The sequence below is a fragment of the Psychrobacter sp. R86515 genome (assembly GCF_042466315.1).
Classification (GTDB): domain Bacteria; phylum Pseudomonadota; class Gammaproteobacteria; order Pseudomonadales; family Moraxellaceae; genus Psychrobacter.
This window is the reverse complement of the sequence record NZ_JAXHCC010000001.1, coordinates 3,130,805-3,155,050: the sequence shown is the minus strand read 5'-3', so window position 1 is coordinate 3,155,050 and position 24,246 is coordinate 3,130,805. Positions and strand designations below refer to the sequence as shown.

General features: G+C 43.0%; 21 protein-coding genes and 1 tRNA gene. 16 read left to right on the top strand and 6 right to left on the bottom strand.

Annotation, left to right across the window (positions count from 1 at the left end; all coding sequences use genetic code 11):
* The first annotated feature begins 48 nt into the window (after window positions 1-48).
* From SJY28_RS12925 to SJY28_RS12910, 4 genes are all read left to right on the top strand, one after another.
* The gene (locus SJY28_RS12925; RefSeq protein WP_379544783.1) at window positions 49-399 is read left to right on the top strand and encodes an ArsR/SmtB family transcription factor; all 351 of its coding nucleotides are present in this window, start codon (window positions 49-51) and stop codon (window positions 397-399) included.
* Between the two features lie 56 nt (window positions 400-455).
* Window positions 456-863 (top strand): arsenate reductase (glutaredoxin), encoded by a 408-nt coding sequence (gene arsC / locus SJY28_RS12920; protein ID WP_101206398.1) that lies wholly within the window; start codon window positions 456-458, stop codon window positions 861-863.
* Window positions 850-1,623, top strand: a complete 774-nt coding sequence (gene arsH / locus SJY28_RS12915; protein ID WP_379544782.1) for an arsenical resistance protein ArsH — start codon at window positions 850-852, stop codon at window positions 1,621-1,623. The genes arsC and arsH overlap by 14 nt, the downstream gene beginning before the upstream one ends.
* Window positions 1,624-1,707: 84 nt before the next feature.
* Entirely contained in the window at window positions 1,708-3,015 is a 1,308-nt protein-coding gene (locus SJY28_RS12910) for an arsenic transporter (RefSeq protein WP_379544780.1), read from the top strand.
* 563 nt (window positions 3,016-3,578) lie between these two features.
* On the opposite strand, the gene SJY28_RS12905 is transcribed toward SJY28_RS12910, so the two are convergent.
* Both SJY28_RS12905 and SJY28_RS12900 read right to left on the bottom strand, forming a co-directional pair.
* Window positions 3,579-3,654: transfer RNA gene (locus SJY28_RS12905), tRNA-Asn, on the bottom strand.
* A 256-nt stretch (window positions 3,655-3,910) separates the two neighbouring features.
* Window positions 3,911-5,113: a pyridoxal phosphate-dependent aminotransferase gene (locus SJY28_RS12900; protein WP_057760918.1), complete on the bottom strand. Its 1,203-nt coding sequence runs from the start codon at window positions 5,111-5,113 to the stop codon at window positions 3,911-3,913.
* 551 nt (window positions 5,114-5,664) lie between these two features.
* Between SJY28_RS12900 and SJY28_RS12895 the strand changes: the two genes are divergently transcribed.
* The 4 genes from SJY28_RS12895 (at window position 5,665) to SJY28_RS12880 (ending at window position 10,867) form a co-directional block, all read left to right on the top strand.
* The gene (locus tag SJY28_RS12895) at window positions 5,665-6,402 is read left to right on the top strand and encodes an SDR family NAD(P)-dependent oxidoreductase (protein WP_379544778.1); all 738 of its coding nucleotides are present in this window, start codon (window positions 5,665-5,667) and stop codon (window positions 6,400-6,402) included.
* A gap of 78 nt (window positions 6,403-6,480) precedes the next feature.
* Window positions 6,481-8,199: an NAD(P)/FAD-dependent oxidoreductase gene (locus SJY28_RS12890; RefSeq protein WP_379544777.1), complete on the top strand. Its 1,719-nt coding sequence runs from the start codon at window positions 6,481-6,483 to the stop codon at window positions 8,197-8,199.
* Window positions 8,200-8,283: 84 nt separating this feature from the next.
* A complete protein-coding gene (locus SJY28_RS12885; RefSeq protein ID WP_379544775.1) occupies window positions 8,284-9,297 on the top strand; it encodes a DUF1365 domain-containing protein in 1,014 nt (337 codons plus the stop codon).
* Between the two features lie 115 nt (window positions 9,298-9,412).
* A complete protein-coding gene (locus SJY28_RS12880) occupies window positions 9,413-10,867 on the top strand; it encodes a class I SAM-dependent methyltransferase (protein ID WP_379544774.1) in 1,455 nt (484 codons plus the stop codon).
* 125 nt (window positions 10,868-10,992) lie between these two features.
* Here the strand turns inward: SJY28_RS12880 and SJY28_RS12875 are convergent, their stop codons facing one another.
* The gene (locus tag SJY28_RS12875) at window positions 10,993-12,156 is read right to left on the bottom strand and encodes an MFS transporter (RefSeq protein ID WP_379544772.1); all 1,164 of its coding nucleotides are present in this window, start codon (window positions 12,154-12,156) and stop codon (window positions 10,993-10,995) included.
* Window positions 12,157-12,264: 108 nt separating this feature from the next.
* Here SJY28_RS12875 and SJY28_RS12870 point away from each other — a divergent pair, with 108 nt between their 5' ends.
* The 4 genes from SJY28_RS12870 (at window position 12,265) to SJY28_RS12855 (ending at window position 15,605) form a co-directional block, all read left to right on the top strand.
* On the top strand, window positions 12,265-13,167 hold the full coding sequence (locus SJY28_RS12870; protein ID WP_379544771.1) for a LysR substrate-binding domain-containing protein: 903 nt from the start codon (window positions 12,265-12,267) through the stop codon (window positions 13,165-13,167).
* 39 nt (window positions 13,168-13,206) lie between these two features.
* Window positions 13,207-13,617, top strand: coding sequence for a DUF2177 family protein (locus SJY28_RS12865; protein ID WP_379544770.1), 411 nt, complete (start codon window positions 13,207-13,209; stop codon window positions 13,615-13,617).
* 151 nt (window positions 13,618-13,768) lie between these two features.
* Window positions 13,769-14,329 carry an acyl-CoA thioesterase gene (locus tag SJY28_RS12860; RefSeq protein ID WP_379544768.1) on the top strand — a complete coding sequence of 187 codons (561 nt, stop codon included), beginning with the start codon at window positions 13,769-13,771 and terminating at the stop codon, window positions 14,327-14,329.
* A 187-nt stretch (window positions 14,330-14,516) separates the two neighbouring features.
* Window positions 14,517-15,605, top strand: coding sequence for a cation diffusion facilitator family transporter (locus SJY28_RS12855; protein ID WP_379544766.1), 1,089 nt, complete (start codon window positions 14,517-14,519; stop codon window positions 15,603-15,605).
* A gap of 158 nt (window positions 15,606-15,763) precedes the next feature.
* Here the strand turns inward: SJY28_RS12855 and dps are convergent, their stop codons facing one another.
* The gene (gene dps, locus SJY28_RS12850; RefSeq protein WP_379544764.1) at window positions 15,764-16,246 is read right to left on the bottom strand and encodes a DNA starvation/stationary phase protection protein Dps; all 483 of its coding nucleotides are present in this window, start codon (window positions 16,244-16,246) and stop codon (window positions 15,764-15,766) included.
* Window positions 16,247-16,728: 482 nt separating this feature from the next.
* On the opposite strand from dps, the gene uvrB reads away from it, so the two are divergent.
* The 3 genes from uvrB (at window position 16,729) to SJY28_RS12835 (ending at window position 20,880) form a co-directional block, all read left to right on the top strand.
* The gene (gene uvrB, locus SJY28_RS12845; RefSeq protein ID WP_101206411.1) at window positions 16,729-18,840 is read left to right on the top strand and encodes an excinuclease ABC subunit UvrB; all 2,112 of its coding nucleotides are present in this window, start codon (window positions 16,729-16,731) and stop codon (window positions 18,838-18,840) included.
* A gap of 311 nt (window positions 18,841-19,151) precedes the next feature.
* Entirely contained in the window at window positions 19,152-20,204 is a 1,053-nt protein-coding gene (locus SJY28_RS12840; protein ID WP_379544763.1) for a pyridoxal phosphate-dependent aminotransferase, read from the top strand.
* A gap of 298 nt (window positions 20,205-20,502) precedes the next feature.
* Complete coding sequence (locus SJY28_RS12835; protein ID WP_379544762.1) at window positions 20,503-20,880, top strand: hypothetical protein; 378 nt, start codon at window positions 20,503-20,505, stop codon at window positions 20,878-20,880.
* Between the two features lie 97 nt (window positions 20,881-20,977).
* Here SJY28_RS12835 and SJY28_RS12830 read toward each other — a convergent pair whose 3' ends face one another.
* Together SJY28_RS12830 and SJY28_RS12825 are read right to left on the bottom strand one after the other, a co-directional pair.
* Window positions 20,978-21,367 (bottom strand): hypothetical protein, encoded by a 390-nt coding sequence (locus SJY28_RS12830; RefSeq protein WP_201567403.1) that lies wholly within the window; start codon window positions 21,365-21,367, stop codon window positions 20,978-20,980.
* 184 nt (window positions 21,368-21,551) lie between these two features.
* Window positions 21,552-22,067, bottom strand: coding sequence for a hypothetical protein (locus SJY28_RS12825; RefSeq protein ID WP_057760892.1), 516 nt, complete (start codon window positions 22,065-22,067; stop codon window positions 21,552-21,554).
* A 317-nt stretch (window positions 22,068-22,384) separates the two neighbouring features.
* On the opposite strand from SJY28_RS12825, the gene recJ reads away from it, so the two are divergent.
* Window positions 22,385-24,223: a single-stranded-DNA-specific exonuclease RecJ gene (recJ, locus tag SJY28_RS12820; RefSeq protein ID WP_379544760.1), complete on the top strand. Its 1,839-nt coding sequence runs from the start codon at window positions 22,385-22,387 to the stop codon at window positions 24,221-24,223.
* Window positions 24,224-24,246: the final 23 nt, after the last annotated feature.

Genomic DNA, 24,246 nt, shown 5'->3' with positions numbered 1-24,246 from the left:
TATCTGTAAAACATTGAATTATTTTAATATGTCTGTATTATTGGACATATGGAAATAACTAATGCTATCGCAAGCTTTGCTGCGCTCTCTCAAGATACTCGTTTAAAGGCTTTTAAGCTGCTAGTCAGCCATGAGCCTGAAGGCCTACCTGCGGGCGAAATAGCCCGTCAGCTCTCTGTCCCTCATAACACAATGTCAGCCCACTTATCGGTGCTGGCGCGAGCAGGATGGGTGGTCTCACAGCGTCATAGCCGACAGATTATCTATCGTGCTTCGCTATCACATATGGATAACGTCATTCAGTTCCTGTTGCAAGATTGCTGTGCGGGACATCCAGAATTGTGTGCGTCACTTATGGATAGCCTGAGTGGCTGCAGCGTAAATGAGTCTGCTGAGTAAGGTAATGAGTAAACCAATTATCATTTCAATAAATACATAAAATAGGTGTAAAAACTATGAAGCCATTAATCTTTCATAATCCTAAATGCGGTACATCTCGTAACACGCTTGCCATTATTAAAGCATCAGGTGAAGAGCCAGAAGTGGTGGAATATCTGAAAAATACACCAACGCGCGACCGCTTAGTGGAGCTGTTGGCACAGATGCAGATTTCGCCTAGAGAGCTATTAAGAAGCAAAGAAGCTATTAATGATGAGCTTGGTCTGGATAATCCTGAGTTGTCTGACGATCAAATTATCGATGCCATGATTGCGCATCCTATTTTAATCAACCGTCCTATCGTAGTGACTGATAAAGGCGCTGCTCTATGTCGTCCTTCAGAGCGTGTGTTTGAATTGCTAGCCAATCCAGTAAGTAGCTTCACAAAAGAAGACGGCGAGGTTATTACTCATGACAAACACTGAGGTTGACCAAGTATTAGAAGCCGAATCTACTGTTTCGCCAAAATTTAGCTTAGAAGATTTGCCCAATATTGATATAGATAATCTTCAACCTATCGACATTGAGTCTTTGGTTGCACCGAATGACTCACGTCATCCACCGAAAATATTAGTGCTATACGGTTCTGTCCGTGCACGCTCGTTTTCTAGATTGGCCGCTGAAGAGTCTAGCCGATTGCTACGTTGGTATGGTTGTGAAGTAAAAATGTTTGATCCATCCGGCTTGCCGTTGCCTGACGATGTAGACTCAGACCATCCCAAAGTGCAAGAATTGCGGGAGCTGGCGCAGTGGTCAGAAGGCATGCTGTGGGTGAGTCCAGAGCGTCACGGTAGTATTACCAGTATTATGAAAGCGCAAATCGACTGGATACCGCTGTCCTTAGGTGGCGTACGTCCAACTCAAGGTAAAACCCTAGCACTGATGCAAGTCAGTGGTGGTAGTCAGAGCTTTAATACGGTTAATCAGATGCGTATTCTCGGGCGCTGGATGCGGATGATTACTATCCCTAATCAATCTTCGATACCCAAAGCGTTCTTAGAGTTCAACGACGACAATCGCATGGATATGTCTCCATTATATCTGCGCCTTGTCGATGTTTGTGAAGAGCTAGTGAAGTTTACTTGGCTCACACGCGGACGTTCAGATTATCTCACTGATCGTTATTCAGAACGCGTTGAGAGTGCTGAAGAACTATCGAGCCGCGTCAATCAAAAATCGATCTAGCCTCCTAATCGATCTAATTTCCTAATCGACCTAATTCCCTATATTAAATCGGCTGAATAAAGTCAGCTTAAGTAAGGTTGTACAATGCTTGCATTTGCTATTTTTGTGGTTACTTTAGTCTTAGTTATCTGGCAACCTAAAGGATTGGGTATCGGCTGGAGCGCCATGGGTGGTGCCTTAGTCGCGTTAGCGCTTGGCGTCGTGCGGCTATCAGATGTGGGTATCGTCTGGGATATTGTCTGGGATGCGACCTTTACTTTTGTGGCGCTGATTATCATCTCCCTTATCTTAGATAGGGCAGGGTTCTTTGGCTGGGCCGCATTACACGTGGCACGCCTTGGCAATGGACAAGGGCGCTTGTTGTTTCCGATGATTGTCGTGCTTGGCGCCTTTATTTCTGCATTTTTTGCCAATGATGGTGCTGCGCTACTACTGACTCCGATCGTCATCGCTATCTTGCTACGTCTGAAATTTTCGCCACCATCAGCTCTGGCATTTATTATAGCGACTGGTTTTATCGCTGATACGGCAAGTCTGCCATTGGTCACCTCAAATTTAGTCAATATCGTCAGTGCCAATTATTTTGACATAGGCTTTGGTCGTTATGCAGCGGTGATGGTACCGGTCAATATAGTGTCTGTATTAGCGACGCTACTGGTATTGTGGGTTGTCTATGCACGCCATATTCCAAAAACCTACTCGACTAGTGAGCTAAGCGCTCCAGAGTCTGCTATTACCGATCCATTGGTCTTTCGAGCTGCTTTTCCACTATTAGGTTTGCTACTGGTCGCCTACTTTGCAACAGAGCCGTTGGGGCTGCCTATTTCACTGGTCACGGGCATCGCTGCTGTTGCACTAATGGCAATCGCTGGTCGTATATGGCAAGGCGGGCGTGATGCCGTGGTCTCGATAAGTGATGTAGTACGTAAAGCACCTTGGCAAATCGTACTATTTTCAATCGGTATGTATCTGGTGGTATATGGTCTGGGTAATGCAGGGCTTACGGCCTATGGGGCGCAAGTATTAAACTGGTTAGGACAACAAGGTGCAGTCATTGCTACGGTTGGAACTGGGTTCTTGTCCGCCATCGTTGCTTCTGTTATGAATAATATGCCAGCGACCTTAGTCGGCGCGCTTGCTATTGATCAAGCACAAGTGCCTGCCGCAACGCGAGAGCTAATGATTTATGCCAATGTCATCGGTAATGATTTGGGCCCTAAATTTACGCCGATTGGTAGTCTTGCTACTTTACTATGGCTACATGTATTGGCAGAGAAGGACTACAAAATCAGCTGGGGACAGTATATAAAGATTGGTCTATTGATCACGCCACCTGTGTTGTTAGTGACACTGTTAGCATTGGTATTCTGGTTGCCAATGCTGCCAAGCTAAGCTAGATAACAAAGAACTTACTACGCTAATATTCTATCGTGACAATGATATTCATTTTTAAATATCATGGTCATAATCAAATAGGAGATAAAGTAGTGATTAGCGCTTATCAAAGTGGCAAAATAGATAACCAATATTAGGGTCTGTTGAACATCCAAATATTAGGACTGCTGATCGCTAAAATCGCATCAAACTAGGCGTAAACCGACGATAATGTCGAGACCTTAACTAGGCTTGCAACAACGTTTGAGGTGATTTTAGCATCAGCCTTGAGAACGGATCGAGTAAAGCACTGCTTTGCCCGTTTGCAAGACGAGAGCTGTGCTCGAGTGGAGGGCAGGGCTATTTTTTGCCAATACATGGCGAAATTGTCTAACCTAGAACGACTAGGCGTCAAAAATTTCACTGCGTATTGTCTAAAAAATAGTCACTGCCAGTACCACATTTGAATGTTCAACAGACCCTAAATGATACGCATAAAAAAACCCTCATCAAATTGATGAGGGTTTTGGCAAATGCCATAATTGAATCAAAGTTGACTCAAGAAATTTACTACTAAAATGTGGCTCTCCAACCTGGGCTCGAACCAGGGACACACGGATTAACAGTCCGTTGCTCTACCAACTGAGCTATTGGAGAATAGGCTGTAAGTGTTTAATCGCTTACAACGAGCCTTAGAAGTCTCTAACGAGTTCTTGCTAAGTGGGGCGTATTCTAGCAAAGTTAAAAAATACGTCAAGCCTTTTTTTGCATAATTAGTAAAAATTGTCATTTTAATGATGAGATAGCGTGTTTTTCCTAGTTATGCTCAAGACTCTCGCAAAAAAAGACGCCCTATAAAGTGTATAGGGCGTCTTTTTTATGGACAGCGGTAAGACTCATTGCTATTTACGTTTTATTCAGCAACGTCTAAGTCAGCCACTGCTTTTTCGATACGTGATAGCGCATCTTTTAATGTTGCCTCATCAGTAGCGTATGAGATACGCATATAGCCGCCAAGACCGAACGCATCACCAGGTACGACTGCCACGCCAACTTTGTCCAATAACCATGCTGAGAATTCAGTACATGATGACAGGCCAGCTGCTTTGATGAGCGGTACGATATTTGGATACACATAGAATGCGCCATCAGGACGCAGGCAGGTAATACCTTTAATAGCATTTAGACCATCTACGACTAGGTCACAGCGCTTCTCAAAAGCGGCTACCATCGGCTCTAGTACGCTCTGATCACCACTGATAGCAACTTCGGCAGCCACTTGACTGATTGACGTCGGGCATGAGGTAGATTGTGACTGTACTTTTTTCATCGCGCCGATTAGCTTAGCAGGGCCACCCGCATAGCCGATACGCCAGCCTGTCATCGCATACGCTTTAGACACACCGTTCAAGATGATAGCGCGATCTTTTAGTTCAGGTGCCGCGTTTAAGATATTGTAGAACTTATCGCCTGTCCAGCGAATGTGCTCGTACATATCGTCTGAAGCTACATAGACTTGTGGATGCTTTTTCAATACTTCAGCGATGGCCTTTAGCTCATCTAACGTATAAATCATACCCGTTGGGTTAGATGGGCTGTTTAATACCAATAGTTTAGTCTTGTCAGTGATCGCTTCTTCTAGCTGCTCAGGAGTAATTTTGAAATCTTGCTCAGCTGGGCATTTGACGATGACTGGCACACCTTCTGCGATGATAACCATGTCAGGATAGCTGACCCAGTATGGCGCTGGAATGATGACTTCGTCGCCAGGATTGATAAACGCTTGGGCAAGGTTAAAGAATGACTGCTTACCACCGACCGATACTAGGATTTCGTTTGGCTCATAGCTGATGTCGTTGTCACGCTTGAATTTCTCGATGATAGCTGTTTTTAGCTCTGGCGTACCATCGACAGCCGTATATTTAGTAAAGCCATCATTGATCGCATCGATAGCTGCTTTTTTGATGTGTTCAGGGGTATCAAAATCAGGTTCACCAGCGCCCAAACCGATAATATCTTTACCAGCTGCTTTTAGCTCTTTGGCTTTATTGGTAATCGCTAGCGTAGGTGATGGTTGGATGTTGTTGACGCGGTCAGACAGTTGCAACTCGCTCATGAGAGATCCTTTTTTATATGAGGGTGGGGTTGGTGGAAATCTGATATTAATTATATAACGTTTTCATTGCTATCAGGACAAGATGTCAGATAGTTTTAAAAAAGATAGCATCATCTTACCGTAATACGGCGGTCATTCAATTATAGATGATGGTGATGATGCTTCGGCAAACGACGCGATTGCTAGTTTTTGCATTGTAACATGCTGATATTGAGCTGTCTTATGACGCTAGTAACAGAATATTGTGTCGTTGCTTGTGATAGCAGCATCCTTGTGAAAGTAGTAAACAACACGCTTATATTAAGCTTGAGCCCAGACGATTGCGAAGACACAACAATAAACCTGTAGCCGACCACTATAATTATTTAGATTTGTTAAATAAAATGGCCTATAGCTTAATAAAATGCGACCAATGATATCTGCCAAGAATAACGATAATAGATAGCTGTTATCAAAGGTTTGAGTTTTCATTAAGCAATCAGTTCAAGAGCATTAATTCCATATTATGAAAATACTTAAAAAGATAAGAATACTCAAAAAGGATATTTACAATGACAGATTCTACTGAAAAATTACATATTCTCATTACTGGGGCGACGTCAGGCATTGGTAAACAGTTGGCAAAAGACTATCTGTTAGCAGATCATCACGTATATGCAGTTGGCCGTGACGACGAAGCGTTGGCTGAACTTCAGGCGTTAGGCGCAGAAACGATTGATTTAGACCTCATGGATCGAGAAAAGGTCATCCAAGCTTTTGAAAAAATCGACAATGTCGATCTAGCAATTTGTGGTGCTGGCATGTGCGAGTACTTAGATATGCCGAACTTTGACAGCAGTGTATTTATGAAAGTCATGTCGGTAAATATGGGTACCTTGTCCCATGCGATCGAAGGAGTGCTGCCAAAGCTAATCGCTTCAAAAGGTCGCTTGGTCGGTATCGGTTCAGCGTCTGCTTATGTGCCTTTTGCACGAGCTGAGGCCTATGGTAGCTCAAAAGCTGCTATCCATTATTTAATGAAGACCCTACAGATTAGCCTGGCTCCGCATGATGTGTCAGTTAGCTTAGTCGTGCCTGGTTTTGTTGAGACACCGATGACCAAGCAGAATGACTTTCCAATGCCATTTATCCAAACGCCAGCGCAGGCCAGTCAAGCCATACGCGATGGTATCGAAAGCGGGCATGATGTGATTGAATTCCCAAAAAAACTAACTATGCCATTAAAGGCATTGGGTACGTTGCCTGATTTGGTCTGGCAGCAAGTTAGTGAAAAGCTCAATAAAAAGTAATCTACTATTAATAGAGCTCTTAGCTAATAGAACTCTTAGCCATCATACCGACAGAAAAATACAGAAGGGAATGCTTTTATGCCGTTTACTCGTTTCAAGCGTGCAAGTAACCAAAAAATTGCTACCAATGCTGCAACAGACTCTGACCATCAGACTACCCCAAAACGTATTGCTATCATCGGCTCAGGTGTATCAGGACTGACATGCGCCCATTATCTAGGTACGCAACATGATGTGACGGTATTTGAAGCCAATGATTATATTGGCGGGCATGTAAATACGATTGATGTGGCATTACAAGACGGTAAAAAAGCAAAAAGTAGCAATGTAGAGAGTAGTGCGATAGATACAGGGTTTATTGTTTTTAACGAGCGCACATACCCGAACTTTTTTCGTTTGCTTCATGAGTTGCAAGTGCCTTTTCAGGCAACGGATATGAGCTTTTCTGTCAAAAATACTGCACGTCATTTTGAATACAATGGTCATACGCTCAACACTTTACTGTCACAGCGTAAAAATGTACTCAATCCTAGGTTCTGGCAATTTATCAAAGATATCTTGCAGTTTAATAAGCATATCAAACAGCTGCGCCAAGATTATGATAGCGCGCGCGTTCAAGGGCAAGATGTCAGTAGCTTTGCAGAACAAACACTTGGCGGTTATTTGACGCAAAAGAAATACGGTCAGCTATTTACCGATAACTATCTACTACCAATGGTCTCAGCTATTTGGTCAACCAGTCTAGATGAAGTACAAGATTTCCCACTGGTGTTCTTTGCACAGTTCTTTGACAACCATGGTTTGCTCGACGTGGTCAATCGTCCGCAGTGGTTTACGATAAAAGGTGGCTCAAAACAATACATCAATAAACTGATTCCACGTTTTATCAAAGCGGGTGGCAAAATACGAGTCAATAGCCCAGTACAGTCTGTAATTCGTGATGGCGATCAAGTGACTTTGACAGTGCAGGACAAAGATAGCACTGACAATCGTAGCGAAAATCTTGTATTCGATGAGGTTGTTTTTGCTTGTCATGCAGATACCGCACTAAAGATTTTGAAAGATGCGAGCACCGATGAATCTGAAGTATTAGGTCATTTCCGCTTTACCAAAAACACAGCTGTACTGCACACTGATACTAGTGTGTTACCTAAGAAACCACTGGCATGGGCAAGCTGGAATTACTTAATAGATGAGACAGTTCCAGGCAATGCTAAGGATGAGCAGGCGGCTGAAAAAGCACAGATACCTACAAAGCCAGTGCTGACTTATCACATGAATATCCTGCAACGCTTGACCAAAAAACACAATTATTTGGTCACATTAAATCCAGCTGTAGACAACAAAAGCGTCGATGATAAGCAGATAATTAAGAGCATTGATTACAGTCATCCAGTATTCGATCTTGCGATGATTGAGGCGCAGACTAAATGGTCGAGTATCTCGGGTAACGGTTCGCACACACATTTCTGCGGGGCTTATTGGTTTAATGGCTTTCATGAAGATGGCGTACGCAGTGGATTACGCGTCTGTCAGGCGCTTGGTCTTGATATTGATATAAAAGACGAGGTTGACCCAGCCCATTTACCTGATGCTGATAGCGCGCATACGCCGTTTCGTTATAAAGACTTGCCTATAAAAGCGGATACCAAATTACGTAGACTGAACAAGCGCGAAGTAACCACAGCGACGACCAATCAGGAGCTGGTTGAGTATGCTAATCGTTTGCAGAATGTAGCTGCTAATACGAGCCAATACAAGAAACGTGGCTTATTCGGTCGCCGTAAAGCCAAATAATATGACGATTAACGCCATTATGTATTCTAAGTGTTTTGAAAGATTTGCCATACGAGAAGCACACCGTTACACAAGAGACTATTTATGACCACGTCCGCTCAAGATGCCAATGTTACGCCAAATCATGGGTCTTCTTATGATACAAATGCATTGCCGCATCAGCTGTTTGAGGGTACGACATGGCACAGTCGGCTGCTACCTAGTGTGAATAAATTCGTTTACCCTTATCGTTATTGGGGCGTCAATATTAGCGCACTAGCGAAGGGACAAGAACTTCCTGAAATTAGTACGGCAGCATTTGATGATAGTAAGTTTTTAGAAAAACTCCCATTACGTAAAGTATTACCGAAAAAGCTACTAGTAAAAGGTCTGCCTCTATTTTCAACAAAGAAAAAGGCGCTACAACGATTCTGTCCTAATGATTATCTACAGCATACTGACCTACAGAGTAATAATAGCCTAAGCAATGATAAAAGTCTTGATAACCATATACAGTCTATTCAAGCACTAGAAAAACGCCTAATTCAAGCATTTGAAAAACATGCAGGGAGCGCGCCTGAAGGCGATATTTTGGGATTACTTGTCTGCCGTAATGTGGGCATGTACTTTAGCCCAGTTAACTTTTACTTGGGGTTTGATGCACAGCAGACGCCAACTCATCTGCTGGCTGAAGTGTCTAATACGCCATGGGACAAGCGTCATTACTACGGGTTTTTGTTAGAAGGAGAGGATACTGAGTTCTGTCATGACAAGGACTTTCACGTATCACCTTTTAACCCTATCGATCAGCTGTACCGCTGGCAGGTTACGGTAAAACGTATAAAGACAGACAAGCAACTTAATACTGGCCTACAAGTGCGTATCGCTATCAACATTAGCGATGAGCGCGGTGAAGTGCTAAAAACTGGTATAAAGATATCAGGGGTGCTAATGACAGAAGATGCTGTTCGTCATAGCTTGCGAAAAAACCCATTGATGAATATAACGTCCTTAACCCGTATTTATTGGCACGCGTTTAAGCTCTATGCGATTAAAAAGGTGCCATATATCAACTACGATGAAAAATTGGCCGACAGTCAACAGAAAGATAATGGTTAAAAAGACTTCTTATCGTTCCAGCAATTTTTAAATATCAACAATCCAAAAATCTCATCAATGTAATACTAAAAATGAACCACTAAAAATAAAGCATTTAAACAAGGATAAATACACGATGCCAGCACGACCGACCGATCGAGCACCAGTCACAAAATTAGAAAAATTAACTGCTCGTGTGAGCAAAGTAGTTAATGAAAGTGCTGTACTACAGCCAGTCAGCAATAGTGTGAATCACTTAGCGAGAAAGCTTATCTTTCGTGCGTTACAGCACGTTCAGTTTGGTAGTCTCACGCTGATTGAAACATTTAACGAGCAGGAACCTAAGACAAGTAGTTTTGGTAAAGTAGCTACCAATGACGCTAGTAGCTCGGCGGTTGGTCGCCATTCGCTACATGTGACGCTACAGATTCATGATCCTGCTGTCTATCGTCAGCTATTACTTGGCGGCTCTATCGCGCTAGCAGACAGTTATATCGATGGTGAGTGGGATACGGATGATCTGACAGGTTTGATTCGCTTGGCAGCTCGTAACTTAGCCGTACTCAATAAACTAGAGAATCGTTTTGCAGGTATTAGTAAAGCATTTGAAAAAGCGAAGCATCAGCTACGTAGCAATGACAAATCTGGCTCCAAATCCAATATCCTAGCGCATTATGATTTGGGCAATGACATGTATGAGCGATTTTTAGACGATACTATGATGTACTCATCAGCAGTCTATCCGACGCCTGATGTGACGCTTAGCGATGCTCAGCAGCACAAATTATCGCTTATATGCCAACGTTTACAGCTTAGTGTTGATGATAATGTGATTGAAATCGGTACAGGGTGGGGCGGTTTTGCTATCTTTGCGGCCAAGCATTACGGTTGCCATGTGACCACCACGACTATCTCTGATGCTCAGTATGATGAAGCACAGCGACGAGTCGAGGCGGCAGGACTGTCTGACAAAATCACACTGCTCAAGCAAGATTACCGCGAGCTGACAGGTCAATATGACAAATTAGTCAGTATCGAGATGATTGAAGCGGTAGGACATGAGTATTTACCGACTTTCTTTGCCAAGTGTAATAGCTTGCTCAAGCCGACAGGTCTTATGGTGTTGCAGGCCATCACTTTTAATGATCAAAATTATCAAGACTATATCGATTCGGTTGATTTTATCCAAACGCATATTTTCCCAGGTGGTTGTCTGCTCTCAAACCAAGAGCTGACGACACAATTCACTGAGCAAACCGACATGGTCGTCAAGCAATTGCATGATTATGGTTTTGATTATGCGTACACGCTACGTGACTGGCGTGCTGCATTTATGGCGCAGCGTGCAGAGATTCAAGCGCTTGGCTATGACGATGCCTTTATCCGCCTGTGGGAGTTTTACTTTTGCTATTGCGAAGGTGGTTTTTTGGAGCGCACGATCGGTGTGGTGCAAGTTACTGCGGTGAAGCCTAATAATATTGATACGCTGCATTTTTCTGATCTGCCATCTGCCGTCTTAAATCATAAAACAGTTTCGAACGACGAGACTGCCTTTAGTGAAGAAGATAGGACAGACACCGCGTCGGTATAAGTTAGGTGATATAGATAGGGTTTGTTCGTAACATTCATAGGATCTCATACTGCATGAACAGTTTGAGACCTATGTATTGAACAGTTCTACATTGAAAGGTTGTACATTGAAAATTTCTATGATGCTTACAGGGCACGCTTATCACGCAGACCTGAATAGCGTGTGACCGCTAATGCCATTAAAGAGATAACAGCGCCGATCCAAGCTGTGTCTTGCAATGACATATTTTCAACCACGCTACCACCGATGATTGAGCCTAGTGCAATACCGATATTGAAGGCAGCAATGTTTAAGCCAGAAGCGACATCGACAGCGTTCGGCGTATATTTTTCAGCTTGCTTGACTACGTAGATCTGTAGACCCGGTACATTACCAAAGGCGAAAGCACCCCATACCAAAATAGTCAGCACAGCAGCAATCTTGGACTGCATAGTAAAGGTGAACAATAAAAGAATGACACTTAAGGCGCTAAATATAATGCTAAGCGCACTAATAGGGCCGCGTTTATCTGCAAGTTTTCCGCCCCAGATATTACCGATAGCAACGGACACGCCATATACGAGCATGATGAGCCCAATGGCTGATGGTGCAAATTTGGTTTGCTGCTCTAAGATAGGTGCTAGGTAGGTAAACGCCGTAAACGTACCGCCATAACCAAGGATAGTCATTAGATAAACCAGTAGTAGCTGTGGTTTTACAATGACTTGCAATTGCTCTTTGAACGTTGCAGGGATAGATTTCTTAAGGTTTTTTGGTACTAATATTGCGCTACCAATTAAAGCGATTAAACCCAGTACTGAGACGACCAAAAAAGTAGCGCGCCAGCCAAAATGTTGTCCAATCCATGTACCAAGAGGTACGCCAGTGACGAGCGCCACGGTAAGCCCAGTAAACATAATGGCAATTGCGCTGGCTTCTTTTTCTTTACTGACAAGGCTAGTAGCAATCATGGAACCAATAGAGAAAAACACACCATGCGCTAGACCGGTCAAGATACGGGCAAGTATTAAGGTTTCATAACTGGGTGCTTGCCAAGCCAGTAAGTTGCCGATGACAAACAGACCCATTAGGCTCATCAGTACGATTTTGCGGTTCCAGCGGCCAGTGAGTGCGGTAAGTATAGGGGCACCGATAGCAACACCGACAGCATATAGGCTGACGAGTAACCCTGCTGAAGGTAAGCTCACGCCCAGATCAGCAGCAATAGTTGGTACCAATCCAACGATGACAAATTCGGTTGTCCCAATTGCAAATGCGCTTAGAGTAAGCGCCCATAAAGCGAGTGGCATAACGACATCCTAATAATTAAATGATGCGCGTAGTTTGACCGATTTATAGTTTGCAAAAAACAGCACAAATGACAAAATACCTTTGTCAATTTTGTAAAGGTAATCATGATGATGGGACATGCTAAAACAGAAGACATAGAGATATTTTTGACGGTAGTAGACACGGGCAGCTTTACTGGCGCTGCCAACCTACTGAATCAGCAAGTAGCTAAGGTATCTCGTGCTGTGTCCAGACTCGAAGATACGCTGCAATGCACGCTGCTAAATAGAACGACAAGGCGCTTAGAGCTGACGGAGGAAGGGCATGTCTTTATTAGATATGCGCGTGAGAGTTTAAATACGTTATATACCGGTGAAGAGGCGATCAAGCTGTTAAAACAAGCGCCGAGTGGGCATCTAAGAATTGATGCCGCGAGCCCGTTCGTCTTTCATCAACTGACACCTTTAGTTGGTGGTTTTGTGGCGCAATATCCACATATCACTCTCGACCTTACCTCGCATGACAATATTATTGATTTGCTTGAGCACAAGACAGATCTGGCTATCAGAATTGGCGATTTAAAAGACTCAAATTTGCATGCACGTCTATTAGGTAAAAGTAAGCTGCGGCTAGTAGCTAGTCCTGAATATTTACATCAGTATAATGAAGTAGCTCATATGGATGATTTGGATGTTGATGATTTAAGCATTCACAAATTGATTGGCTTTAACGATGCGTCAAAACTAAATAGCTGGCCACTAAAAACACCGGTTAAATTGAATTTTCATATGACTGGCAGTAGCGGCGAGACCTTACGTCAGCTATGTTTAAATCATCAGGGGATCGCTTTATTGTCACACTTTATGATTGGTGAAGATTTAGAATCTGGACGATTGGTTGAGGTGTTGCCTGAGGCGATAGTCAGACCAAACAACCGTGAAGCCATACAGGCGGTCTATTACAAAAACAGTGCCGTATCTTCGCGTATTCTGGCATTTTTAGACTTTATCCAACCACGACTGACATTATAACTTTCATACGTTTTTATTCATTTTATAAGAGGTAATATCATGGGTTACGTTTTTATTTATCTCGCTGCTGTGGTTATCTTTTTGGGTGTCGATGCTGTTTGGCTAACGACCATGAAAGGGGCTTTTTATGAGTCACGTATCGGGCATCTATTGGCTGATGAGCCAAACATGATGGCAGCTGGCGTGTTCTATATGTTTTATATATTGGCGCTTTGTATTTTGGTTCTATATCCACAAATCAAAGCAGGCGCATCCGTTGGTCATATCTTCTTACTCGGCGGGCTGATTGGCTTGATGGCTTATGGAACATACGACTTTACCAATTTAGCATTATATAAAGGGTTTACCTTAGATACTGCGTTAGTAGACTTTGCTTGGGGTGGGATTTTGACGGGTTCAGTTAGCGCCATCGTCGCTTGGCTCGCTTATCGCTTCCATTGGTTAAGCTAGCGATTATATCTTGGCCTATATAACGCTGTCTGAATAGTCCCAATTTACACAATTCAGACTGTCTAATGACAGAGGTCTGTTTGTGCTATATGGCGACCTGCTGTATAAATGGTAGACATAATAAATAAGTGTTAACCCATTAAGGAATATTATGCCGCAATACAATACCAGCTCCACTGCTAAAAAAGCCCCGTTAAACCACGAGCTATACATGTCAGTACTTATGACGCCTGATATGGCGAATTTCATTGGCAATGTGCATGGTGGGGATTTGCTCAAGATGCTTGATCAGGTCGCTTATGCTTGTGCCAGTCGCTATAGTGGTAACTATGTGGTGACACTGTCTGTCGATCAGGTAATGTTCCGTGAGCCGATATATGTGGGCGAGTTGGTTACTTTTGCAGCCAGTGTCAATTATGTTGGTAATACCTCAATGGAAGTAGGTATCCGCGTCGAAGCAGAAGATGTGCGTGGTCGTACTGTTCGTCATACTAACAGCTGTTACTTTACGATGGTGGCTATCGATGACAATGGTAAACCGACATCCGCACCACCACTCGATATCAAAAACAAGATGCAGCAATGTCGAGCTGATGCAGCAAAAGAACGAAAAAAGCTGCGTATGGAAAGCTCGCATCGTCCTAGTTGCGACTTCGAAGAAATTAATAAGCAGTTTGGCGAGAACGAAGAGTATAACGAGATAGAAAAATAGTCCGAGTTATTTAAAGCTATCTAAAATTGTATAAAATTATCTATTTTTATTGAATTAATAATTCATACAACGACTCACTAAAAAGACACTGATATCGTAGAACGCTTATTTTAAGCTGATATATATTTCAAGCCATTTATCTACGGCAAAAATTCTACTATCAATAGCTTATTTCAGTGAGTCTAGCATGAGTCTAAAGCCATCTATTGCTAATCCCCAGCGCCATCTACCAGCCTCTCCTAAAGCGCAAACACCTCGCGCGCGTGGGGCAGGTACTCCTAAAATTCTAAATGACCCTGAACTAAAACATACCCTTAATCAAAGCCCTGAAACTAATGATGAGCATTCAGGCTCACTGATCACTGTGTTGATTGCGGTCGGGGCCAATCTCGTTATTGCGATTGCAAAAACAGTTGCCGCTTTTATGACAGGCTCAGCCTCTATGATTGCGGAAGCAGCTCATTCATGGGCGGATGCTGGTAATGGTACTTTGCTCATCGTCGCAGAAAAAAAATCCATCAAACCTGCTGATAAAAGCCATCCGTTAGGCTACGGCAAAGAGTCTTATGTTTGGTCGATGATTGCTGCTTTTGGTGTATTTACGGCAGGTTCGATTGTCTCTATCTATACGGGTATCAAAGAATGGAACGCTACTGAGTCTGAGACTAACTATACGATTGGCTTTATCGTATTGGCAGTGGCGTTTGTGCTCGAAGGGATCTCGTTGGTTCAGGCATACAGACAAAGTAAAAAACATGGTGAAGCACTCGATATCAGTGCACTTGGCTATGTTGTAGATACTTCTAACCCAACGTTGCGCGGTGTGTTCTTTGAAGATTTAGCAGCAGTCATCGGTTTGGTGATTGCCGCTGCTGCTATGGGGATGCACGCTTATACGGGTGAACCATATTGGGATGCGTTAGGGTCTATCATTGTTGGTCTACTACTAGGTGTCGTCGCCATATTCTTGATCAGTCGTAATCGAGACTTCTTAGTCGGGCATAGAGTCACTGACCGTATGCACGAATACGTTTTGAGCGAACTGCTAAATCATCCAGATATCGATAGTGTGTCCTATCTACACCTAGAATGGGTCGGCCCAAAAAAGATATTTATGGTGGCGGCAGTAGATATCGCAGGGAATCAAAAAGAAGAACATATCGCTCAGAAGTTTGAAGAGATTGAAAATTTATTCAGAGGTAACCCAGTCTTTCAAGAGGCTATCTTGACGCTGTCAGAACCTAACGCTGAACTGCTAAGTTTAGAAAGTATTTAATCTGGGGGTTTGATGGATTGAATGTGTAATATGTGGGTTTTATCGAATGCTTTTAAGTATTCTTTTTAAATTAACAAAACGCCAAACACAAAAAAGCCGTCAATCATGACGGCTTTTTTATAACTCTAGTACTTAATAACTAGTCAAATTAAATGCTATTAGTTCTTTGGAGCGTTTGCGCCGATGAACCATGCATCTTTATCGATGATACGGCTAGCTTCTGTAAATAAGTCAGCGGTGTCTTCATCACCTGCGTCGCCAGCAGTAGCAATCGCTTCGCGCAATGTCTCTGCAACTTTCTTATAACGGCTGGTTAGCTCACGAACATGCTGATCTACTTCAGTGATATTGGTTGGGTAATCATCTAGAATAGACTCTTTGACTACGCGACTTGCCAAACCGTTTGGTTGCCCACCTAGGATTACAATGCGCTCTGCGATAGTATCTGATACTTCAAGGATACGATCTGATGTCTCATCTAACAATTGATGCACACCGATAAAACCAGTGCCTTGTAGATTCCAATGACACTGTTTGCCATCTAAGGTCAAATCAATAACGTTTGCTAGGTTAGCGTTTAACAAATCAATCATTTTTTTCGCAGTTTCGTCTGAAATACCACTTGCGTAACGTTCTCTCATATTTTACTCCGTCATTTATTTAAAATTATTATATTGAATGAAAGTTCAATGTATTTTTATTGGTCTTCTATTCGATGACAATCAAGTTAAAGCTAATGATACTAATTGCTATAAAGCTATCCATTCATTAGTACTGACTACTAATACTTAGAAGTCATCAACTTGTTAATTCAAGAACGATAATAGCAGCTTAATTCAGTGTTGGAACCCTTGAGTGTTAGGCTTTGTTAGGTGGTCGTGTAACGAGTCTGTTAACCGTGAAAAGCTTTGTAAATTTATCGAATACTGTGTGCGTTTTTTATAACGATGTAAGTTTTATCCGCTACTATTAAACCTTAACTTTTAATAAACCTTACCTTTATATACTTATATTTTGGGCAGCGAGAGAGCGTTTCGGCTATAGGATAAGACTCCTTATTCTCCTTTAAAAACCGCTGCTCAGACCCCATATTGTTATAAACCTTAAGAAGAAGAAAGCCATTATGCGAATGCCTGAACCGCGCTCATCGCGTCAGTTAAATCAATTGGCCACTCAGCTCCAAGGCGAAGCTGAAATTAGTGGTGTTAATGCGTCAGGGACGCAAATATCAAGTCGTGCCTTTGAGATGGTTACTGACTTTGAGCCAGCGGGCGACCAGCCGCAAGCCATCAAAAAGCTAGTTAATGGCATCAATTCGGACATGGACGAGCAGTTGCTATTGGGTGTGACTGGTTCTGGTAAGACCTATACCATGGCGAAGGTCATCGCTGAAACTCAGCGTCCGACCATTATTATGGCGCATAATAAAACGCTAGCGGCTCAGCTATATGGTGAGTTCAAATCGTTCTTCCCTAATAATGCGGTCGAATATTTCGTCAGCTATTATGATTACTATCAGCCAGAAGCGTATGTCGCTGCTAGTGATACCTTTATTGAAAAAGACAGCGCTATTAACGATCATATTGATCAGATGCGCCTGTCCGCCACGCGTGCCTTGTTAGAGCGACGTGATGCGATTATCGTCGCTTCTGTATCATGCATTTATGGTTTGGGTGATCCAGAGAGCTATCTGAAAATGCTACTGCATGTCGTTGTGGGCGATAACATTGACCGTACGGCAACCATTAAGCGTTTGGTTGAGATGCAGTACACGCGTAACGAGCTAGATTTTGGTCGTGGTACGTATCGCTTGCGTGGAGAGCTATTAGATATCTATCCTGCTGAGTCTGAGCAGCTGGCCGTACGTGTGCATTTATTTGATAACGAAGTTGAGAAGATTACGTGGTTTGATCCCTTGACGGGTAAGACGGTGCGCAGTGTGCCACGTATTACCATTTATCCGAAGTCGCACTATGTGACGCCGCGCAATAAGCTAGAAGCTGCCAGCCATACGATTCGTGCTGAGTTAGAGCCGCGTTTAGAGTACTTCCGTGATAACAACAAACTGATTGAAGCACAGCGTCTCAAAGAGCGTACTCAGTATGACTTGGAGATGATTCAGCAGTTAGGCTATTGTAACGGTATCGAAAACTACTCGCAGCATCTATCTGGGCGTCCATCAGGGGAAGCGCCGCCGACGTTGTTTGATTATATTCCAGAAGATGCCTTGTTGTTCCTTGATGAATCACATGTGACGGTTTCGCAGATTGGCGCGATGTATAAAGGCGATAGATCACGTAAAGAAAACTTGGTCAATTATGGTTTTAGATTACCCAGTGCGATGAATAACCGCCCGATGAAGTTTGAAGAGTGGGAACGTATCAAGCCCAAAACCATTTATGTCAGTGCCACGCCAGCGCTATATGAGCTTGAACACAGCGAGCAAGTCGTTGAGCAGGTCGTTCGTCCTACAGGTTTGATTGATCCTGAGATTGAGATACGTCCAGTCTTGACGCAAGTCGATGATGTACTATCAGAGATTACTAAACGCCGCGAAAAGGACGAGCGTGTACTGATTACCACATTGACCAAGCGTATGTCGGAAGATCTGACCAGCTATCTTAAAGAGTATGATGTAAAGGTCGCCTATCTACATTCCGACATTGATACTGTGGAGCGTATGCAGATTATTCATGAGCTCCGTACTGGCGTGCATGATGTGCTGGTCGGTATCAACTTATTACGTGAAGGCTTGGATATGCCTGAGGTATCACTGGTAGCGATATTCGATGCTGATAAAGAAGGTTTCTTGCGTTCTGAGCGTTCGCTTATTCAGACCATTGGTCGTGCAGCGCGTCACTTGAATGGTAAAGCCATTCTCTATGCTGATCGCATTACACCTAGTATGCAAAAGGCGATAGATGAGACGGATCGCCGCCGTGATAAGCAGATTGCCTTTAACCTTGAGCATAACATCACGCCAAAAGGTGCTCGTCGTAGTATCACGGACAAGATTGATACGGGTGAAAGCTTGGATGCCAATGACAATCAAGCTATCCCAGTTAAGAGTAACCTGCCAGATGTCGATATCAATATCTTGCGTAGTCCTGATCTGCTTGCCAAAGAAATCAAACGATTAGAGAAGCAAATGCAGCAAATGTCGCGTGATTTGAAGTTTGAAGAAGCAGCAAAAACGCGTGACAAAGTGCTTGAGTTAAAAGCACATTTAATCTGATAGATTGCGTCGAATATTGAGGTTAAAAAGAGGCTAAACAATAGCGAAAGTGAGGTGCTTGTTGAGTACCTCACTTTTTTGTGGTTTATTCAATATCGGAATGTGCAGAATACTTGTAATACAACGCATTGCCACTTACCATATCCGCATAAACCTCACCATCCATATAATATTTCAAAAATTTAAGACACAAGCTAATAAGCCGAGTACGTGTAATGTTCATGGTAGGCTAGGCTTACTGTTTTAATAGCTCACATTATCAACACAGGCTAAATTTTTGGAATGGACATAATCTAGGCGTATTATTCACTGTGCTTACCAACAACTTAATAGAATTAAACTCTAACGAAAACTCACTCGGCATGTCAGATGCGGCCAAACAAGCGGTTATCGACTCTTTAGACATCGGTTTTCGTTATCCCGATGACCAACGTGCGGCGCTGATTACCAAAGTCGCTGAGATAAATGGTGTGACAGAGAGTCAAATCTCACTGGGCAGTGGCTCTAGTGAAAATATTCGTACTGTCGTTCAAATGCTACAAAATCAAGCATTAGTAGAAGGCAAAAAATTCCAAGTTATCGTGCCGCATCCAACCTTTGCCTATGCTGAGTTATATGCGACGTCTATTGATGTGCCTGTGGTAAAAGTACCGCTGACGACTGAAAATTACGCCTTTGACTTGCAAGGTATGCAAAAAGTGGCTGATGACTTTGACGGTATTAGTTTGTTTTATCTGTGCAATCCAAATAACCCAACGTCGACTATTACTGACACAGTAAAGCTAAAAGAATGGGTAGGGCATGCACCAAGTAACCATTACTTTTTATTAGATGAAGCTTATTCAGAGTATGTGACTGATCCAAGTTTTGAGAGTGGTGTTGCATGGATACGAGAGGAGTACTCAGAAAACATCGTTGTAGTGCGTACTTTCTCAAAGCTATGTGCACTCGCTGGCATGCGCGTCGGCTATGCAGTGGCTAGCCCGCAAATGATAGCTAGATTAGAAGCCTTTATCTCGATTGATAATACCAACTTGGCAGGTGCCATGGCTGCATTAGCGACTCTCGATGATGAAGCGTTTCTAGCATTGAGCTTGTGTACGGCCAATCAATCGCGTCAGCTGGTTGAGCAAACATTAGATGAGCTTGGCTTACGCTACTTGCCATCGCAGGCAAGCTTTATATTCCATGAGATACAAGGCGATGTGCAAACCTATATCGATAGAATGCGCGAACATGGTATTGCGGTCGGGCGTGAGTTTGCACCTATCAATGGCTTTAATCGATTAACGCTTGGCAGACCTGATGAGATGGCAGTATTTGTAGGGGTACTCAAATCATTTCGTGAAAAAGGCTGGGTCTAATTGAGTCAGTTAATGTAGTTCGATAATAAAAAAGGAAGCTGCTTATTGGTCGCTTCCTTTTTTGTTGGGTCTATTTTCTGGTTCTGTTTTATTGGGTCTATATCACAGCCAAAATGAATCGCACATTTTTACCAACATCAAACGCAGTTTTACATATCGCACCTTAAATAATCTAACGCTATCTTATAGGATAACTGAGTAAAGCATGACCCGTTAATCACGCAGATGAATACTGGGTAACAGTCACAGTGCTCGGCATGCTCACGTATCTTATAATTATAAAGTTAGGGATGTACCTATGTTCGATATCAAATCATTTTTTAAACGAGAAGTAGAAAAAAAGCTTATCAATGTAGATGACTATATTTTTATGCCAGAACGCGTAGAGATGGAAATTGAAGGCGGACTATTAAATTGTGTGTTAAATAGTGATGGTCGCGTAGATATTTTTTATAGTAAAGACGGTGTCACTGAAGTGGGTTCAGCCTCGCGCAAGCACCCATTTACAGCATTTGAAAAAGAGCTATATCATGGTATTTATGATGATGTGATTAATGATTTAATTAAGGAAGTAGATAAAATTATTGATAGTACTTCGAAGTATTTCCGTCGTAGCCAATCGTTGCCTTTTACGGCTTCTATAACGTCTCAAGCAGCTGACACAAATAAATTTTAGGCTAAGAACTGAACTAATCTATTAGCAATAAAAAGGGTGCGTTATGTATAACGCACCCTTTTTATTATTTTTTACTCTAATGAATAACTTAATTGTTCTATTGAACAAAGCTTGTATAGCAGCTCTGTAGAGATTTGGCGACGACTTGTGCGACTAACTGAGTACGGTACTGAGAGTCAATCGCAGCATTGCCCAGCTCAACAATCGTCACTTGCTGCGGTGCTTGCTCACTGACGCAGCCACAAACATTGGTTTTAACAGATTCTTGCTGTGCTTCTGTCATGGCGACGCTTGCAACACGCCACGCGTTTTGTTTTTCAATTTGGCTACGGCATTGGTTGTCGATCGCAGCTCTAAAAACATTCATGCCGATCTCATTTGCAGTACCGATTGCTGTACCTGTACCATTGTTTGTCGCACCTGTTGTGGTACATCCCGCCAAGGCAAAAGTCGCTAGCATCATCGTTGAAGCCAAGATTTTTTTCATAAGTTAGTCCTTTAAGGTGTCTGTTATAAATAAAGCTGTATATTATCAGTAAAACCTAGTAATGACATCATTAACCACAAGCGCATGTTATTTTAGAGCTCTATGAGTTATTTGTATTAACCACAAAAAAGCCAGCTAAGTAATCACTTAACTGGCTTGATATAGACTAAACTATTCCGCTTATTTATACGTTTTTGCCATGTTCTTTTTGCTGAATATCTTTTGCTAACTTATAGCATTCGTTGATATGGTCATTAGCGATTTTCTTAAAAATCGTATAACCCATTGTTGCAGCAACTAATTGGCCGCCAAGTGGAATAAACTTAGTTACTTGTTTGGCAGCGATACGACCACCGAAACCTTGGATGGTTTTTTTGACGATACCGCGTGTTGCCATGAGCCCAGCGAAATCTACAGTACGATCTTTTACTGCGCTCCAATGGACTTCGCGAGATTCTAAGTTGATGGCTGATTGACGGTCTTCAATGAGACCAAAACGCTCACTAATCTCTGGAATCAACTGCGTCAACATCCCCGCATCAACTGCCACATCAAAAAATGGTACTGGCACAACTGCTACACCAGCAGAAACTCTAGCGCGTCTTTTTACCATTCCCTGACATTCTTTTTTAACCTTATCAAGGTCTAGGTTAGGGTCGATAGTATTTGGAAGTTTTTCAGCAAGTGGCGTGGTTTTCATAAAGTGTCCTTATAAATAATTAAAATATAAATGATAAAAAGTTCAATGAATAACAAATCTTTCAGTTGCTTACTATTTTATGGATTTATGCGTGGCTTACAATCATTGCTTTGTAGCAAAATGAATGAAATTACTCACACTATGCACCTTTTTTGTAAGTGATTAAATGCAGGTGGTTTGTATAAGCTATAAAAATGGCAGTATCAATTATTGCTAGTTCACAGGCATTATTCATCAGGTTGCACAATGCCCAATGATATACAGAGGTAGTATAAATTGTCATTGTGAGCCTCTACTAAAGCCAGTAGAATACCCTCATGCTAAATTTAACCCCCCGTTATACCAGCACTCGCATCGACGAGTTGCCCACCGCGCTGCAACCATTTGCCGCTCAGTCATTCACGCTGGCCCGTCTGTATGCAGGGCGAGGTATCACTGCGCCTGATGAGCTGGAGACTAGCCTATCAGGTCTATTGCCTGCTGAGGCCCTACACGGTGTCACTGAAGCCGTGCGCTTATTAGATGTGGCCATTGATGAGCGTCAGCGCATCTTGATCGTTGGTGACTTTGACTGTGATGGTGCCACCAGTACAGCCTTAATGATGCGTGCGCTCACAAAGATGGGTGCGGTCGTTGATTTCCTAGTACCAGATCGTTTTAAGTACGGTTATGGCCTGACGCCAGAGATTGTCGAGTTAGGTATTGAGACTTTTCAGCCAGATATGATAGTGACGGTTGATAATGGCATCTCAAGTCACGAAGGGGTAGCGCGAGCCCAAGCTGATGGTATCACGGTGATTATTACTGACCATCATCTCACGACCAAAGAGACGCCACCTGCGGAAGCGGTAGTCAATCCCAATCAGCTAGGTTGTGACTTTGCTAGTAAAGCACTGGTCGGAGTAGGCGTAGCATTTTATGTGCTCGGACGATTAGCAAAGCTACGCCGCGAAGCTGGCAAGTCTACCGTACAGGTGAGCCAATATTTAGATTTGGTCGCACTTGGGACGATTGCAGACGTTGGGGTACTGGATAAAAACAACCGTATCTTGGTACATCACGGATTGTCAGCTATTCGTCAAGGCCGCTGCTGTATGGGAATATTGGCATTGCTTGAGCAAGCGGGCCGCGATCCCAAGCAGCTTCATGCTCAGGATTTTGGTTTTGTATTAGGCCCACGTATCAATGCAGCTGGGCGCATGGACAATATGCGCATCGGTATTGAATGCTTATTGACTGAAGACTGGAGCACTGCACAACGTTTGGCACAAGAGCTTGAGCAGTTGAACCGTACGCGTCGTCATGTAGAGGGTGAGATGCGTGCGCAAGCTGATAGTATCGTACAAGCACTGGCTAATGAAGATAATAGCGATGCGAGTGTGAGTGGGGGTAGTGATGATAATGGCAGTAACAATGACACAATTATTCAAGCTGTCTCTACTGCTAAAGCCAGCAATTCAGGTGCGCGTAGTATTATTCTATACCAAGATGACTGGCATCAAGGGGTCATCGGCATTGTTGCTGGTCGCCTAAAAGAAAGCCATTATTTACCCAGTATCGTTTTTGCACCAGCAGATACTGAACAAACAGATGAAGATAGTGCTATTAAAGGTTCTGCGCGTTCTATCGCTGGCGTACATATTCGTGATGCGATTGAACAAGTTGCGGAGCGTTATCCAGACTTAATCAGTCACTTCGGTGGGCATGCGATGGCAGCAGGTCTGACCCTCAAGCGCCGCAACTTTGAGGCATTTGTCACAGCTTTTAATGAAGTGATGGCTCAGATGGATGATGAGGTATTTGCAGAGCAAAAATTCACCGATGGACCTTTGCAAGCGAGTGACTTTAGCCTATGGTTTGCCGAGCATTTAGCCGATGCCAGTATCTGGGGTCATGGATTTGCGCCACCGATATTTGACGGTGTGTTTGAGGTATTGAGCTTCAAGATTTTAAAAGATAAACATCTTAAGTTATCGCTGCGCTATCCAGACGTTCAATATCCGATAGAGGCAATTTGCTTTAACTTCGATAATGACGCGTGGGATTACCGTGCTAAGCAAGTCCATTTGTTATTTCAGCTAGATATCAATGAATGGAATGGCAAGCAAAGCTTACAGCTGATGGTCAAAGATTTGGCTGTGGTAGAGCAAGGCTAAAGCGACAATGTCAAACCGATAAT